The sequence below is a fragment of the Spiroplasma kunkelii CR2-3x genome (assembly GCF_001274875.1).
Taxonomy (GTDB): Bacteria; Bacillota_I; Bacilli_A; order Mycoplasmatales; family Mycoplasmataceae; genus Spiroplasma; species Spiroplasma kunkelii.
Genome location: NZ_CP010899.1, coordinates 1284328 through 1301067 on the forward strand (window position 1 = coordinate 1284328; position 16740 = coordinate 1301067).

Below are 16740 nucleotides of genomic sequence, written 5' to 3' on the forward strand. Positions count from 1 at the left end.
CCTTTATTTTTAAATTATTCAGGTTTAAAATTTACAAAAGCATTATGTTCAACAACTTTACCATCTAAAATGGCTGCTCCCACATATGTATGTAAAAGTTTTTTAATTCCGATATGTTCAGAATATCTTAGAGTTAAAGGTTCTTGGAAGTTTACATAATAAGTATTTAATTTTCCAAAACTAATGCAATTCGTTTTATTTGTTGTAGAAAATGTAGGATATGTGTCTGTTAAAACAACATCATAACCTAAGATTTTATTAGAAACTCCATCTGAACTTATATTGTGGTTTCAAATAGGGCGATCATTTTTATCTTTAATATTTTGGATAGTTCAGAATGTTTCGTTATTCATTACAAATTTAGCACCATTTGAATATCCTAATTTTAATGATTTAATCATTTCAATAATAGTATCGTAGTTTAATTCTTTAATTTTTACACTTTTAATTTTTGTATCGGATAATATTCCAGTTGGTTGACCTGTTCCAGTTCCAGTGGCGATTGATTGTTCAATTCCCTCTTTAATTCTGTTTGTAATTACTCTAATTACAAAAGCTTCAAAATCTTCAATTGTCATAAATTTTGTAGTTTCTGAAAATTCAAGCGAAGTGGCAATAATGTGACCATCAAAATGAATGCTATCTGTTCCTGTTTTTCCTTGTATTTCTTCACCTTCTGTAACAAATTTAGCTGCCGTTGAACCTTTTTCATAGGCAATATCTAATTTTCCGCGATGTTCTAAAATAGTTATTTCATTAATTAAATTAGAAGTTAATTTAATTTCATTTAAGATATTTTTTCATATTGTAGTAGGTACAAGTGGGCTCGCATCTTCGTTTCCAGTTGGATTTGTTCCAACTTGTAAAAATTTTGCTTCTTGTGGTGTTAATTGTTGTCTTTGCATATTTTTTAATCATGCATTTTTATATTCTCTTGTATCTAAAATGTCTTTTTGATTATAGAAAGTTTTAATTTCCATTTGTTCTGTTCCCCTTAATGTTTGTAAAATTGTGCTATTTCCGTTTTCAATATTTTTAATATTTTTTTCTAAATATTCATTTCTTATTTTTTGATTTTCTGTAATTTCTTCATTTAATTTTTTAATTGCAGTTAATAACTCTTTTTGTTCTTGCAATTCTTTATTAGATAAATTATTTTTATTTAATTCCATATTTTCTAATTGTTCTTTTTTTTCTTCTAATTCATTATTGGAATCAATAATTTTGTCATTTAATTCTTTTAAATTTACTTTTTCCATATTTTTTTCTCCTTTGATATTTTTAATTTCTTGTATTTTACTCTGTGGATTTGCCCCTAATGGAACCAAAGAAATTTCGTCAACTTCAATTTGTTTTAAATAACGAACAACTTGGCCATTTATTTCTGTTGGTTCTGATTTTAAAATACGATAACCTATGCTTAACTGCATTGGTCTATTATCTTTTTGCATTTGTTTAGCAATTTCGTAAGTTTCTTTTCCGTAATTAGTATTAGTATATATTTTAATTTTTGCTCATAATCCGTCTTTGCGGTTTTCTAAATCTGCAACTCCTAAAATTTTTTCGTGATTATGAGATAAAAATACTGGCACAGTTTTACCATTTTTTAAATCATTTTCAAAACTTTTATAGTCAGTAATGTCATTGTGATAATCAACTACATCATATTTATTTGCTATTCCGATAATTTCATTTGTGCTAAATTTATCTTCTTTTATTTCTTTAATTTTTTTTATATTAAAATCAATTTTTTTGGTAATTTCATTATTAATAATTTTATTGTTGTCCATTGTTTTCTCCATTTTTTTCATTATCTACTTTTCCATAATTTCAATTTAAAAAGGTATCTCCTCCCTCGTAGGGGTTTAAACCAAATAATAATTTTCTTATTTCATTTGGGTTTATTGCCCCAAGTTCAACGCCTTTTAAAGTGTTTGATAAGTTTAGTATTATTAATCTACTATCTAATACAAACTCAAAATAATGCCCTAATTCTAATTCCTTTTTAGTAAAAATTTTAAAAGTAAATTCTTTTTCTAATTGTCTTAAAATTGGATGAATTACAGTAGATAAATAACTTAAAAATTGTTCTGAATTATAAGTACCTTTAACAATCTCAGGTGCTATATTAAAAAATTTATAAATTAAATTTTCAGAATATTCATTTTGTTCTTTACTAAATTTTGATATATTACTATCAATTTTTTTAAAATCTTGCCCATATGATAAATATGCAACTCTTTTATTACTAAAATTAGTATTTTTAAAATTAATATCTTCAACTGGTAAAACTGGCAACATTTGGGATCTCTCTTGGTTAAACTGTGTGGGAGCACCAGTTGGTCCCAATGGCATATTTGTAGTAATTATTCCCATTAAAGAATTTGTTTCTTTAAAATTGTTAATAATAGAGTTTGTCATTTCTTCTAATATTCTTTTACTTGGTTCAAGCGAATTATTGGGATTATCCCCTAAGAAATTTTTATTATAAAATTTTCGTAGATGAATTATTTGAGAATATGGTAATATCTCAAATGCATTATTATTTTGATAAAATCTTATAAATAATTCATCATCCTTAGACAATAATTCAATACTACTGTATTCAATTGGAATTAAAGAAATAATTTTGTCATTAATATCTTTTTCAATTTTAATAAAAACATTCCCTTGCAAAAATAAATTAGTAATTATCTTATAATAAAAATCATAACTACTCATTAAATTGTTTGGTCTCAAATTAAATAAATAATCAAAATTAGATTTTTTTATTTTTTCATTTTGGCGATATGTATTAGCTGATACTTGTGCTATATCAGTAGCAATCCGATTAATTGTGCTTTTAACTACATCAATTTGATAATTATTCTGAAAATTAGTAAAAAAGTCTTTTCATTCAAACTTAACAATATCAACTTGAGAATTTTTAGGCGTTTTATTTAGATCATTATTATTTTCTTTATTTTTTTTATATCAAAACATAATCACCAACCTTAACAATAATAATTAACCCCATCATTTATTGTCGTCGTGATGATACCGTCATTAAAATTATTTGTCAAATAAAAAAAAGACAATATAAATTTTCTTTAAAATATAATATATATTAATAAAATTAATTTATAAGAAATAATTTATGTTATAATAAATAAAAATTTGTATATATAATAACATATTTTTTTATTTTTCCTTTAATTTTTTTAATTTTATAAAAAAATGCTATAATTAAATAGCAAGTGATGTTGCGAGTTATTCTAGGTTCTACTTGCAAGTTTAAATAAAGAAAAGAAACCTTGCCAGTCAATAGTCTGTGCGATACTATAAATAAAAAAAGAGATATTAAATCTCTTTTTTTATTTTTGAGAATATATTTTATATAATTCAATATAAATTCGGTCTTTGTTATCACGAAAGATTTTATAAGCAAATAAAAGGGCAATAAAACCGTCAATTCGTTTGTTTTTTGATCTTTTAATTGGCATCATATTTTCTTTTTCTTCATCAATAAGAACATCAACATTATTAAAATGTAATTTTAATAATGGGTTTTGATTAAAAACAAATTTATTGTCATCAAATTCTAATTTAAGTGCTTTTATAATTGGACTAATTGTTCTTACTCCAAATCTAATTAAATTATTTATTAGATAAAACCCTGCATTATCTAAATGTTGTTTTAAAAGATAAGAGTTAAAAGTATCATATCCTATACCATAACAAATTAAATTATATTTTTTCATTATATTTATAATATAATTAACAATTTCACTAATATTGATTTCTTCTCCTTTGCATAATGTTAATATTCCTTGTTCTTGGTAAAGTTTATATGGTATTTTATCTTCTGTTGTTTTTTCAATTATTCTTGCTTCTGGCATAAAAAATTGTGATAATAATATAAATTCATTTGTGTCTAAATTTGGGATTAAAAATATAACTGCACTTAGATCGTTTGTTTTTGATAAATCAATTCCAATGGTGCAAATTCTATTTTTTATTAAGTATTCATCGGTATTAATAATTTTATTATTTTTAGTTTCTAAATCTAATCGACTAAAAAGGGCACTATCTAAATTGCTCTTTAAATTACAATGTTTAATTAAAAAATTAGGTTGTTGAGTTGGTGTAATTAATGCTTCTTGTCATTCGGCTTTAAAATTATCAATATATTTAGAAATACCCAAATTTGGATTAGCTTTATAAAGATTGTTAAAATTTTTTCATTCATTTCTTTCATCAAGTTCATAAATTCAAGGTAAAAATTTATTATCTTTTATTGTATTTTTTAAAACTTTCTCAGCATACGAATATCTTTCATCAAAAATATTTTCTCTAATAGATCCATTGGTTGTTATTAATAACATTAAATAATCTTTTCTTTTTGCGGTTGCTGTTCGCATAACATCATAAATATCACGCTTTTCCATCATTGCTACTTCATCTAAAACAACAAAATAGGGGTTTAAACCATCTAATGTTTTTGTTTCTGATGATAGTGGTTGAAAAAAAGAATTATTATGTATAAACTCTATTTTATCTCGCTTAACTTTTAAAATTTTATTTAAGTTAGGATTAATAAAAATCATTCGTCGCATTTCTTCATAAACTCTTTTTGCTTGATCTCGTTTGGTTGCAATAGAATAAAGTTCGGCATTTGCTTCATTATCTAAAATTAGACTTTTTAAAGCGATTGCAGAAGCAAGGGCGGTTTTTCCATTTCCTCTTCCGACAATTAAGAGTGCTTCTTTAAATCTTCTTAAATTTGTTTTTTTATTATAAAAACCATATAATGCTTCTAAAAATGCTTTTTGCCATAATTCTAATTTAAAATTTTGTTTATTATATTCTCCAGTTGTATGAAAACAAGATTTTTCAATAAAGCTAATTGTTTTATTTGCTTCTTTGTGATTAAAATAATAATCTTTATTTGATTTTAATTCTTTTACTAATGTGGAAACAATTTTTTTAATTTTTATTCCAACTTTGTTTTTATTAGAGTTTTTATTCATTCATTCATGATATAGTTCTAAATTTGTTTTTTCATTATTTGCTTGCATCCTTATTTTTCCTCTGAATTATCATACAAATTATTAAAATTAAAAGTATCGGAATTATCTTTTTGATTAGCTATTTTTATTCATTGTTCTATTATTTCATATCCAGCTTTATAATCTTTATATGCTTGACCATAAGAAATTAAAGCAGGGTGTCTTACTTCTTTTGGTTTTCCACGATTATTATCGGTTTCAGAAAATAATTTACCATCATTAATTAAAGTTTGGATTTCATTATTAATGTTATTTAAAGTTAATTTAAGGGTACAAAATTCTTCTAAAAAATCAAGTTTAATAATATCTAAAATAACATTTTTTTCTTTTAAAAATCGTTTATATTTATTAATTAATTTTTCTTTATCTTTTTCTCAATTTAAAAGGTTTTCGTGTTGGTTTAAGTTATTGTTTTCTTTTGTTAAAATGCTTTTATTTTTTGTCAAAAAAGGGGCATTTTTTGTTAATTTTTGGCTATTTTTTGCTTGTTTTTTGCTATCTTTTAACTCATTCATTTATAAAAACTCCTTTATTTACGGGGTTTTTATTATTTTTAGTATAAAAGTGCGGTTTTTTTCAAAATTAAAAAAGTGTACACGGAACCCCACCACATCGGAACCCAAAAAGCCCTTATTTTAAAGGACTTATAGGGGGGGTATATAAGTAAAATAAAATTAATATTTATATAACTAATTACACCGTGATGATACCGTCATTAAAATTATTTGTCAAATAAAAAAATATAAATATTAATTTTAAAAAAAATAAATAGTTAATAATATATTCTATATATGAAAAATAAAAAACAACAAAAATTAAATAAAATAAGTAATTCAATATATCTTGTAATTCTTAAACAAAAAAAGACACCCAACAAGCAAATACAAAAGATTATTTAATCTTTCACATAAACTTGTCAGATGCCTAGCATTCAAAACAATATTTTCTATAAAGTTTTACAATATAAGTATAACATTAATAGTTTTATTAAATACAATTATCAAATTTCAGTTAAAATTTCATTAATTTTCTCTCAAAAAAAATTAATATCTTTTTTAAACTTATTAAGCAAATTAAATTCTTCATCTCATTTATATATAAGTTCTTTTTGAATTTCTAATGAAGGGCAAGGAATTTTAATCATTTTCATTTTTTCTGCATTTAAATTTGGTTGAGTTAAAACATCTTTTAATAATTCTACTTGAGTTCAATAATAATCTGTTTTTGTAAAATATATTAAGAACTTTGGCAATATTAAGTTTTTATTTAATATTAGTCTTACTAAATAAGAAGCAAAAACCATTCCTTCATATTTTTTACTAACATAAAAACTTGTTCCTACAGATCCACTTCTAGTTACTAATATATCTTCGAAATTAACCTTATATTCTGAAATTTTATTCAATTTTTCATCGCCAATATATCTTATATCATTATTATCTAGTTCAAAAATATTAATAATATCAGTCGTTCTTATATATCTAATATTATCTTTTGACATTAAGCTATTATTTTCTGTTTTTGCAGTATAACCATATTGTGTATTGCATAATTCACCAATTAATTTAACACTTCAATCATTTTTTATAGGCAAATAAATTTTTTGTGATGAAATAATTTTTTTTAAGTTGTTAATTGATTCTAAATAAAAATCTAATTTACTAACAATCTCATTTTGTAATTTTATATCAGTTAAAGGTATCTTAATTTTACAAAAATCTTTATAATTCAATGTTTGTCTAACAGTTCCAAAACAATAATGTAAAATTTGTTCTTTAACATTGTTAGATTGTAATAACCAATAAAAATATCGTGGGTTAATTATTTTTTCATTTACTTTAAAAACAATGTACATTGGACTAACACATTTAATATCATTATCTAAATTTATTGCAATTGATCCTATGTTAATTCTTGCAGGATTATATGCAAAACAGTTTGGCGGTACAAGTTTATAATGAGAAATGTCCTCTGAAGGAACTTGTTCTTTAAAATTATCTGATGATTTTATAAAACCATTTTTTGTGACGCTTCATACTATTTTAACTTGTTTTTCAATATTTTTTTCTTTTACTTCTTCTATAATATTTTTACATTCTATTATATTTGTACTTGTATTATAAGAAAATTCTATATACTGATTAGGAATACTAATAAAATCATTTTTTTTCAATTCATCCATGATTAATTTATTAAATCCCAAATGCATAAGATTATTTTCTTCATAAGAATTATTATATGCCAAAAATATATCTAAATCATTATTACCAGTTACTATTTTTTTTCTTTTAGTATTTAATGTAAAACCATCATTTTTAACAGTAAAATATCAAACATAATCTTGATTTAGTTTTTGTTTTATATTCTTTAAAAATAAAATACTTGTTTTAACTTCTGTATATGGCTTAAAAGAACCCTGTGGTAAAGATACAATATTTTCAACATAAGAATTTTTGTAAATATATTCTCTTATTTTTTTATATTTTTTATCAAAAAGGATACCATCAGGAATAATAATTGCCATTCTTCCTCCAGGTTTAATAGATCTCAAACAATGCTCAATACATAAAAAATTGCCATTAGCACTACCTAAAGAATATAATCCACTATATTCATCAAAATTTCCTAAAGAAAAAGGCATATTTGTAATAACAATATCATATTTATTATCTATAGGATTTGCTAAACTATCTATTCTCTGAATATTATTATGTCCATCTCCCGTTAAAATCATATTCATCTTAGTAATACGGGCATTTGTTGTGATTTCACGACCATAAATTGTATTTTTTTTCAAAAAATCTAATGTTTCTTCATTTCTAGGCATACGATTAAAAATATGTTTAAATGACTCTATTAACATTCCTCCAGTTCCGCAAAATGGGTCATAAATTGCTTCACCAAATTTTGGATTAATTAATTTAACAAGAGTCTTAACTATATGTCTGGGTGTAAAATATTCTCCTAAGTCTTTATGTTGATTAGCTAAATAGGCTTTTAAAAAATATTCAAATGCATCTCCTTTTATATCCGAGTTAATATCAGATAAGGATAATTCATCTAAATTATTTATTATATTTTTTAAAACTTTTGGGTTTTTAATTTTCAAAGGTTGAAAAATATCTTCACCATATATTTTTTGAAAATGTTCTTTAATAACTACATTATTTACATATGCAATTAATTCGGTACCAGAAAAAGTTTTAAAAAAATCTCAACGATATTCAGGATCAATCCTTAATTTGTCATTATTATTTTCCCTAATGATTTCTTGTTCACTATATAACTTCAAAAATAAAATAGTACAAAATTCGCTAAATCTTTCAATACCAGCTTGTAACCCTTCTTTACGTAATTCCTTATTTGCTAATGAAAAAACATTAATTAATTCTTGTCGTGACTTAATTATTTTTTGGCTTATTGTATATACTTCATTTGTATTTAAATATTTAAATGCTATTTGTTCAGTTATAAATTCTTCTACTTCATCACCATTTAAAAATAAAGGCTTATTAGTATCAATATGTAAGGTTTTAATGATACTACCATCAGTTGCATATGCTATAGGAGCTCCAATTTTTAATGCATATTTTTTAGCTTGGTTTAAGGCAGAAATTAAATCTTTACCCGGTCGTTTTGCTTCAATGATAATTAATGGTTTATTATTATTTTTGTCCATTAATACATAGTCTGGTCGCTTTCTTTCTAAACTTTTTTCAGCATGAACATTTTTATTTGGCCCTGTTAAAACTCATTTTTTATTTTTAAGTGCCTCATCAATTTCCATTCTTATATCATATTCTGATAACATAATTTTGCTTTCCTCCATAAAATACAATTAATTTTGAATATCTCATATCTTATTAAATTGTTTCTAAATATATAAACATTATATTCTATATTAAAAGTTTATAATAACTTGAATACCTTCTTCAATTTCTGCTAACTTAAGTTTTAATTCTAATATTTTTTTTCTTTATCTAATAACTCTTGTTTTTGTTGAAAAGAACTTTGAGTATTTTCATTAGAAAAACAAATTAAAATAATATTTTTTACCACTTTATTTATCTTTAATATTTGAATATAAAGACCATATTATTTTAATTTGTTTTTCTTTCATTGGCCATAATTTTTCTCCTTATTTTAATATTTATAAATTAATCTTATCATACTTATTTTTTTATACATTTAAAATGACCATAATAAAGTAATTGATTTTGATTTTCATTAATTTTTATTAATCCTACTTGAGTAAAAATACATGGTATTTCATTATTACAAACAGAACAAATTTTATTATAGTATCCTATTATTAATTTATAATTATTAATTATTTTTTCTCCGTACTTAAAACTGTAATAAGCTTTATTTCTTTCATTTTCTTTTTTGGAGATACTGAAAAAATACTATTTTCATCATTGATTTTTTTTACAGGTATTACAATAGGTTCATTTTCTTTTTTGGATTTTTTTTCAAATGTATCAATTATATTGTGTATCATTTCCTTAGTTTCATTTGGAAAATTACCTTTTATATATAGTTTATTAGTTATATTTCTTAAATTATCAAAGTCAGAATTAATTACATATTCCATTATTTGATCTGATATTTCTTTACTTACTTTTTTCATTTTTATTTTCTCCTTTATTAATTTTTATTTTTTGTTTTAAACATTTCTATAAAAATCTTTTCTAATACATCAATCACAATGCTATTACCAGCTTGTTTATAAAGTTGTGTTTCTGAAACAACTTTGCTTGCTTTATCAAAGTCTGTATTACTAAACCCCATTAATAATCAACACTCACGAGGCGTTAATATTCTTAAAAAGTATTCTTTTTCATCAATTAAAAAAGATAATATTTTATTAGTATATTGATTTTGTATTTTATTATCAATCATAATTTTATTGACATTACTTGCCGCGATTGTTCCCATATAATTATTTTCTGTTTTTCAAAACCGATTATATGATCCATTAATTAGCAAACCATCATTTGCTCTTGGTAAAACAATAAAATTACCATAATCCTTAATTGGCAATGCAATTTGTGGTGGTCTTCCGTGTGCTGTTGTAATGGTTGGAATAAGATTATTTTTTGTTATGTCATTAAAAATATTAACTTGATTATAATTTCTCAGATTAATCATTAATTTTCCATCATTAAATTTTTTTATATCATTGGGAATTGCAATAATTCCTGCATTTTCTCATCGCATTTGTTTTGTTGTAGTTGTATAAGCACATTGTTGAATAATTTTAAGTTTATTGTTTTCAATTGCTTTTTTCATTGATTCTTGTCTAATAAAATATTTTTCATTTACATTGTTTTCTAAAATATCTTTTACTAAAAATTTTAAATGACAAGGTTGGGGATATTGAAATTTAAAATCTTGCTTTAATGTTGAAATCATAAATAATCGTTTTCTATTTTGGGGAATTCCATAATCCTTGGCATTCATTGTAAAATATTGGTTATGATATCCTAATTTATTAAGTTGATTTTGTAGATTTTGAAATCCAACAAAAAACTTTTTACTTAATAAATTTGGCACATTTTCCATTAAAAGATATTGCGGTTTTATTGCCATTGTTTTTATTAAATCAACAACTTTGTAAGCTAAACCACTTCGCTTACCGTTTAATCCTTGTCCATTATTATTGGCGTTTGATATGTCTTGGCATGGAAATGATCAAGTTATTAAATCAGCATATGGTAAAGTTTCTAATTTGGTAATATCACCTAAATTTGGAGTATCATAATCATTAAAAATTGTTCGATATGATTTTTCAGCATATTTATCATTTTCACAAATAGCAACTATTTTATGGTTAATTTCAATATTTTCTAATGCTTTTCTTTGACTCCCAATCCCAGCAAATAATTCTATTATTTTAAGCATAATAACCTCTTTTTATTCTTCTTTATCGATTATTTTTACTTTGCCAGTTTTTTCGTCAATTATGACATTATCGCGGTAACCTTTTTCGGTTTTGTGTTCTTTATTGTGGCATTTCATACATAATAGTTCTAAATTTTTTCAGGCAAAAAGTTTATCAATGTTTCAATTAATAAAATCTTGATCGGTAATATATTCTTTGTGGTGAACAATAACACCATTAACTATATATCCTTTTTGATAACATCGTTCACATATTCCCATTTTGCTATTAAAATAATCGTTTCTTATTTTTACTCATTTTTTATTGCGATAAAATTTATGTCTAATTGGACGATTTTTATCATAATCTTTTCAATTATTTTTCATTTTCTTAATCAGAAAACATTTCATCAACAGTTTTAGCAATTTCTTCATCATCATTTATTTCATTAATGCTAAATTCTTGTTCTAAATTTAGATTTAATTCATCTTTTTTGTTATTTAATTCAATAACATTCTTATCTTCTTTATTTTTTATGTTAGGATTATCACTAAACTCTTTGCTGTTATTAATAATTATTGCTTGATCATGTTGATAGACTTCTTGCATTTCAACTGACATAATACCTCATTTTCTTAAAAGTTGGGTTAATACTGTTTTAAGTGCCATCCCCTCATAACTTCCAACCGTAAATTTTCCGTAAGTTTGATAATTCTTAGAATATGTTTTAAAATGATTTTCGCATTTTTCTTTACTTCAATATAAAGTTTTTTTATAACCATTTAGTAGTTTAAAAAATGCAACATATCCGATTGTTTCTTTTTTTGTTCGTTCATTTTCGTTGGTTATTCATTTAAAATTGTATTCTTGTTCTAATTCATCAAAATTTAATAATTCACCTTGTTTTACTTCTATTGCGTTTATTGTTAAATATTTTCCTGTTCGGATTGCTAACTGAATATAACCCTTATAACCAATTTGCAACTGTCCTTTTCCATTATATGGAACAATATAGGCATATCCTAAGTTAGGGTCTAACGGTAAATCTAATAACATTGCTTTTACACAAGCAGATAAAACACTCATTAAATTTATTTTTTCTTTATCAAATAAATTGGGATTATTATTATAAATTGTTAAGATATTTTTACGAAATAAATTAATTTCTTTCTGATTTGTTAATTTTTCATTAATTCAATTATTAACTTTTGAATTATTTAATATTAATTCAATTTTATTATTCATTTTATTTTTTCTCCTTTTTTATTTTTCACAAATAACACGAATAGCAATTATATTTATGTAATTTTGTAAAAAAGAATAATTTTATATTTTTACATTTTAAAAAATGATTACGATATAAAATGATTACGATATTTATTACATTTTTTCATTATATTTTTTTCTTTCTAAAATTAGATCTAACTTATCATCTTTACAAATAACTAAGTTATTTTCCCCATAATTTTTTTTAAAATATTCTCATTCCCAAGTTGAATTAATATTGACATCTTCAACATCAATACCAGTTATATATTCACCAAAATAAGTTTTACATGGTCGTTTACCTTTTTCAGAACGATAACATAAAATATATTTATTAGTTTCCATATTTAATCTCATAAAATAGCATCATCATTATTTTCAAATGATTTATTTGATTCTATTTCTTCTAAACGAATATTTCTTGTTGCTGATTGGGTCTGATTTATTTTTGTGGGTGTTATGGGAGGTGTACTATTTTTTAAATTATTATTAGTTTGTAAAAATTGACAACTATAAACTCTTACTGTTCACTGTATTTTATTTTCTTTGTCTTTAAAAGACTGTAAAATACCTGTAATTGCAATTTGACTACCTTTTTGACAATATTGTTGTAATACACTTGCTTGTTTATTTCAAACTTGACAAGGAATAAAATCAGTTTCTTTTTGAGTTGAATGTGGTCTTGTTACTGCTAATTGAAACATGGCATATTCTTTACCACTTTGTGTTCTTTTAATTTCAATATCTTTTGTTGTTCTACCAATGGCAATAAATTGATTCATACTAATATTCCTTTCTAGTGTTTTGGTTTTTTATTTTCTTTGTTGCATTTAAAACAATAACCTCAATATTTTAATTTGGGACAATATTTTTTAATTTTCATAGTTTCTTTTCTCCTTATTAGAATTATTTTTTAAAAATGTATGCATTATTTCTTGTCACTCTAACTTTAATTGATTGGTAATATTGAAACGATTTATATTAACACCATTTTCGTTAATTATTCAAATTTCACCAATATTACTAGTAAAAATATTATTTTTTTCAAGTAAATAATTATATGCTGTAATTTGTATTTTTGCTTTATTAATTTTTTCAGCATTAAAGTATTTTCAAGTTTTAAAATCAACAACAATAGCTTTGTTATTTTCATAATAAATTAAATCGGGAGTGCCACACACTTTTCCGTCTGATAAGGGTATTTCAAACATAATAATTGATTTAATAAAATCGTTTTTTATTCTATTAAAAAAATTATAGAATAACTCAATTATTTTTAAACTTTCTTTTATTGTTGATATTTTTTTACTATTTTTAATAATTGTTTTATAATCTTTTCTATTTTCTGTTTGGAAAATTGCATCATATAAAATCCGTGAAATAAACTCATGAATAATTTTTCCTCTTTCTGTTGCTTTTTTAAAAAGTTCATTATTTTTCATTAATTTATCATATTGAATTTCAGTATTATTAAAATAACTAATAATAGCGGTAATGCTGGGGAAAATAATATTATCTATAAAATAAGAATGGTTATCTTTTTCAAAATTTACATTATATTTTAATTTAATATTATTACTAATAAATTGCATTATCTTTAAAAATGATGTTTCTTTTCATATAATATTTCTAAACCATTAATATTTGGAATTTCATTATTATTTTCTTTAATTGCTTTTTTAATCGCTTCTTCATCAATAGTTTTAATAATAAATTTTTCTGGCACTTTTTCAATATCAATAATATTTATTTTTAAATCTCATCTTGTTTTTAAACCTTTAACTTTTATGTCTTCTTTATTCAAAATTTCAGAAATTAAATTATTTTCTTTATTATTATTTAATTCTTTTAATTGATTTTCAGCCGCATTCATTCAATTAATTTGTTTAGTCAATATTTCAATTTGAATAACATCTGTTTCTAATTTTTCAAAAGATTTAGTAATGTATCTATACAAACTATCAATTATTTTAAGTTCTGATCGATTATTAACAATTGGAGTTATTATTTTTTTAATTGTAGATTTTAATAATATTTTTAATTCAGTACCATAATCTGCATCACTTTTGTTATTAACTTGAAAATTGTTAATATTTTTAATTAAATTATTCAAATTTTTTAAATCATTATCAATATTTTTTAAAAATAGTAAATTATTTGCCACACATTTTTTTAATGTTGAGATAATAAATTCATCTTTATTTTTAAAATCATCTAAATCTTTATTTGTTTTAATAATTTGATTTATTTGATTTTCGCTTTTTATTACATCCATTATTTTTCCTCCTTACTAGGTAATTTGTCATATTTAGAACTATCTTTTAAATCAATTATCCTTTTTCACCCACAAATATTACATTTTTCATTTATATTTACTTTTTTTATTTCTTTTTTTCTTTTTTTCATATTATCTATGATAAATAATTCATCTCCACAATTAATACAATAATCAAATGTTCTAAAATCTTCTTTATATAATTGGCGTTGTTGTAAATCATATATTTCTAATACAAGTTTTTCTCACTCTTTATCTTTTTCAGCAAGTTCTTTTTTAAGTGTTTCATTTTCTGCTTTAAGTGCATCATTTTCTTCTTGTAATTTACCAAATTTAATTGATTCTGTTATATTCATTATTAATCCTCCTCAATAGTTAATTGTTCTAATTGTTTTTTTGTGATTTTGATACCATATAAATCAGCACCTCGTAAATTAGCATCTTCTAAATCAACACACTCTAAATTAGCACCATATAAATCAGCACCTCGTAAATTAGCACCATATAAATCAGCACCTCGTAAATCAGCATCTTCTAAATCAGCACCTCGTAAATCAGCACACTCTAAATTAGCATCTTTTAAATTAGCACCTCGTAAATCAGCATCTTTTAAATCAGCACAGCGTAAATTAGCATCTTCTAAATCAGCACCTCGTAAATCAGCACACTCTAAATTAGCATCTTCTAAATAAACACACTCTAAATTAGCACCTTCTAAATCTAATCTTTCACTTTCTAAATATTTATTTATTTTTTCTTTTTCAACAGTAACTCCTGTTAAATCTTTAATCATATCTTTTAATGTTTTCATATTATAATTCCTCCAAATTCTTTTCCATAATTAATGTATCAATATAGTCATAAGCACTTTCTTCTGAATGACATTCTTCTAATGCTTCATTAAATAAATCTTCTTTTGTGTAAACTTTGCCATCTTCATCTTTTCACACATTATTTATTTTCCTTTAATATAAGTTCCAAGAATTCCAGTTCCTTTTTTCTATTTTTAATGTAATTATTTATTGATACAGTATTATCTCTTTCATCTATTGTGAATAAGTGTTCCATTTTTTTATTAAAAATCTTAATTGCATTATATCCACTATATATTCCAGTTCCACGGGAAATTTTATAGCAGTATTTATCATCTAATTTATTAATAATTTCTTTTTGAAATTCTGATAATTGTACATTTCTAATTTCTTTCATATTATTTATTTCCTTTTCATTCAATATCTTTTAAATCAATAATTGCCGTTGATAAGCCATAATTATTATTTTCAATTTTTTCTCGTACTTTTGCTTCTTCTAGTGTGTAATAAGCATAAGTAGTTAAATATTCATTTTTAATAATTAATAAGTATTTTTTAGTCATAATTTAATTCCTCTTAATTTTGTTTACCTAATGCTCAATGTTCATCAGTAATTTCATCTTTTGAAACTAGATAACTTCTAAGCATTAATTCATTTATTTTGTTAATAGTTTTTTTATTTAGCTTTTTCATCTTTACCTCCTTAAAAATTTCCTTGGTTAATTTTTTTTATTATTTTGATACTTAATAAATAAAAAGTTGGTAAGCATATTGTGTTTACAATTAAAACTCCGATTATTATTTGTTCTATATTTAAAATTCCAAGATTTAATCAAAAAAGTATAAAATCAATTGGAAAATAAATTAATAAATTTATTAATAATAGTAGGATAATTTTTCAGAAATTATGATATTTTATTAAATAAATAATCCTTAATAAAATTGCTAATAAACCAGTTCCTAAATTTCAACATAATGATCCTAGCGTAAAACCCCATAATGATAAATCAACTAATAAATGACCAACAAAACCAATAAATAAACAACAATATCAATTTAAAATAAAAGTACTAATAAAAACTGGAATTAAAAATAATGGAATTGATGTTCTTAAAATAATTTGTATTCGCATTACTTGGGATAATACAACCATCATCGCAATTAAAACTGCTATATAATTTATGTTTTTAATTAATAAAAAATAATTATTGTTTTTGCATTTTTTTATATTTAGCATAACTAAGGCCTAATTTTTTAGCTTGTCGTTTATCTTTTTGTTTTTGTTTATATTCTTCATCAATTAAATTAATGTTGTTTAATAATTCTGTTTTTTGTAAGTCAGACAAACCACAATTAGATAATGCAATTAAATAAAGTTTTTGTTTTTCTTGTTCTAATTCTATTTTTTCTAACTTAGCCAAAATTGAAGCAATATTCATTTTTTCTTTCCTTTCT

At 22.8% G+C, this 16740-nt stretch carries 20 protein-coding genes; all 20 read right to left on the reverse strand.

Annotation, left to right across the window (positions count from 1 at the left end):
- Positions 1-14: 14 nt before the first annotated feature.
- The 20 genes from SKUN_RS06980 to SKUN_RS07065 all read right to left on the reverse strand — a co-directional run bounded on the left by SKUN_RS06980 (position 15) and on the right by SKUN_RS07065 (position 16724).
- Complete coding sequence (locus tag SKUN_RS06980) at positions 15-1790, reverse strand: phage major capsid protein (protein ID WP_158500828.1); 1776 nt, start codon at positions 1788-1790, stop codon at positions 15-17.
- On the reverse strand, positions 1777-2982 hold the full coding sequence (locus SKUN_RS06985) for a phage portal protein (RefSeq protein WP_053391416.1): 1206 nt from the start codon (positions 2980-2982) through the stop codon (positions 1777-1779). The genes SKUN_RS06980 and SKUN_RS06985 overlap by 14 nt, the downstream gene beginning before the upstream one ends.
- Before the next feature lie 371 nt (positions 2983-3353).
- Entirely contained in the window at positions 3354-5057 is a 1704-nt protein-coding gene (locus SKUN_RS06990; protein ID WP_053391417.1) for a terminase large subunit, read from the reverse strand.
- 2 nt (positions 5058-5059) lie between these two features.
- Complete coding sequence (locus SKUN_RS06995; protein ID WP_053391418.1) at positions 5060-5563, reverse strand: hypothetical protein; 504 nt, start codon at positions 5561-5563, stop codon at positions 5060-5062.
- 482 nt (positions 5564-6045) lie between these two features.
- Entirely contained in the window at positions 6046-8859 is a 2814-nt protein-coding gene (locus tag SKUN_RS07000) for an N-6 DNA methylase (protein WP_053391419.1), read from the reverse strand.
- 519 nt (positions 8860-9378) lie between these two features.
- Complete coding sequence (locus tag SKUN_RS07005; protein WP_053391420.1) at positions 9379-9678, reverse strand: hypothetical protein; 300 nt, start codon at positions 9676-9678, stop codon at positions 9379-9381.
- A gap of 17 nt (positions 9679-9695) precedes the next feature.
- Positions 9696-10952 carry a DNA cytosine methyltransferase gene (locus tag SKUN_RS07010; RefSeq protein ID WP_053391421.1) on the reverse strand — a complete coding sequence of 419 codons (1257 nt, stop codon included), beginning with the start codon at positions 10950-10952 and terminating at the stop codon, positions 9696-9698.
- 12 nt (positions 10953-10964) lie between these two features.
- The gene (locus SKUN_RS07015; protein ID WP_071937198.1) at positions 10965-11318 is read right to left on the reverse strand and encodes an HNH endonuclease; all 354 of its coding nucleotides are present in this window, start codon (positions 11316-11318) and stop codon (positions 10965-10967) included.
- Between the two features lie 4 nt (positions 11319-11322).
- Positions 11323-12177 (reverse strand): recombinase RecT, encoded by an 855-nt coding sequence (locus SKUN_RS07020; RefSeq protein WP_053391423.1) that lies wholly within the window; start codon positions 12175-12177, stop codon positions 11323-11325.
- A gap of 135 nt (positions 12178-12312) precedes the next feature.
- Positions 12313-12543 carry a hypothetical protein gene (locus SKUN_RS07025; protein ID WP_053391424.1) on the reverse strand — a complete coding sequence of 77 codons (231 nt, stop codon included), beginning with the start codon at positions 12541-12543 and terminating at the stop codon, positions 12313-12315.
- Between the two features lie 2 nt (positions 12544-12545).
- Complete coding sequence (locus SKUN_RS07030; RefSeq protein WP_053391425.1) at positions 12546-12980, reverse strand: single-stranded DNA-binding protein; 435 nt, start codon at positions 12978-12980, stop codon at positions 12546-12548.
- 90 nt (positions 12981-13070) lie between these two features.
- Complete coding sequence (locus tag SKUN_RS07035) at positions 13071-13790, reverse strand: PD-(D/E)XK nuclease family protein (protein WP_053391426.1); 720 nt, start codon at positions 13788-13790, stop codon at positions 13071-13073.
- 5 nt (positions 13791-13795) lie between these two features.
- Positions 13796-14473 (reverse strand): hypothetical protein, encoded by a 678-nt coding sequence (locus SKUN_RS07040; RefSeq protein ID WP_053391427.1) that lies wholly within the window; start codon positions 14471-14473, stop codon positions 13796-13798.
- Positions 14473-14829 carry a hypothetical protein gene (locus SKUN_RS07045; RefSeq protein ID WP_053391428.1) on the reverse strand — a complete coding sequence of 119 codons (357 nt, stop codon included), beginning with the start codon at positions 14827-14829 and terminating at the stop codon, positions 14473-14475. Before SKUN_RS07045 ends, SKUN_RS07040 begins: the two co-directional genes overlap by 1 nt.
- Positions 14830-14831: 2 nt before the next feature.
- Entirely contained in the window at positions 14832-15284 is a 453-nt protein-coding gene (locus SKUN_RS08595) for a pentapeptide repeat-containing protein (RefSeq protein WP_083436130.1), read from the reverse strand.
- Between the two features lies 1 nt (position 15285).
- Positions 15286-15423 carry a hypothetical protein gene (locus tag SKUN_RS09560; protein ID WP_158500829.1) on the reverse strand — a complete coding sequence of 46 codons (138 nt, stop codon included), beginning with the start codon at positions 15421-15423 and terminating at the stop codon, positions 15286-15288.
- 1 nt (position 15424) lies between these two features.
- Entirely contained in the window at positions 15425-15682 is a 258-nt protein-coding gene (locus SKUN_RS07055; RefSeq protein ID WP_053391429.1) for a hypothetical protein, read from the reverse strand.
- A 1-nt stretch (position 15683) separates the two neighbouring features.
- On the reverse strand, positions 15684-15848 hold the full coding sequence (locus SKUN_RS09565) for a hypothetical protein (RefSeq protein ID WP_155522072.1): 165 nt from the start codon (positions 15846-15848) through the stop codon (positions 15684-15686).
- Between the two features lie 140 nt (positions 15849-15988).
- Positions 15989-16441, reverse strand: coding sequence for a hypothetical protein (locus tag SKUN_RS07060; RefSeq protein WP_144416784.1), 453 nt, complete (start codon positions 16439-16441; stop codon positions 15989-15991).
- A 49-nt stretch (positions 16442-16490) separates the two neighbouring features.
- Positions 16491-16724, reverse strand: a complete 234-nt coding sequence (locus SKUN_RS07065; protein WP_053391431.1) for a hypothetical protein — start codon at positions 16722-16724, stop codon at positions 16491-16493.
- Between the last annotated feature and the right edge of the window lie 16 nt (positions 16725-16740).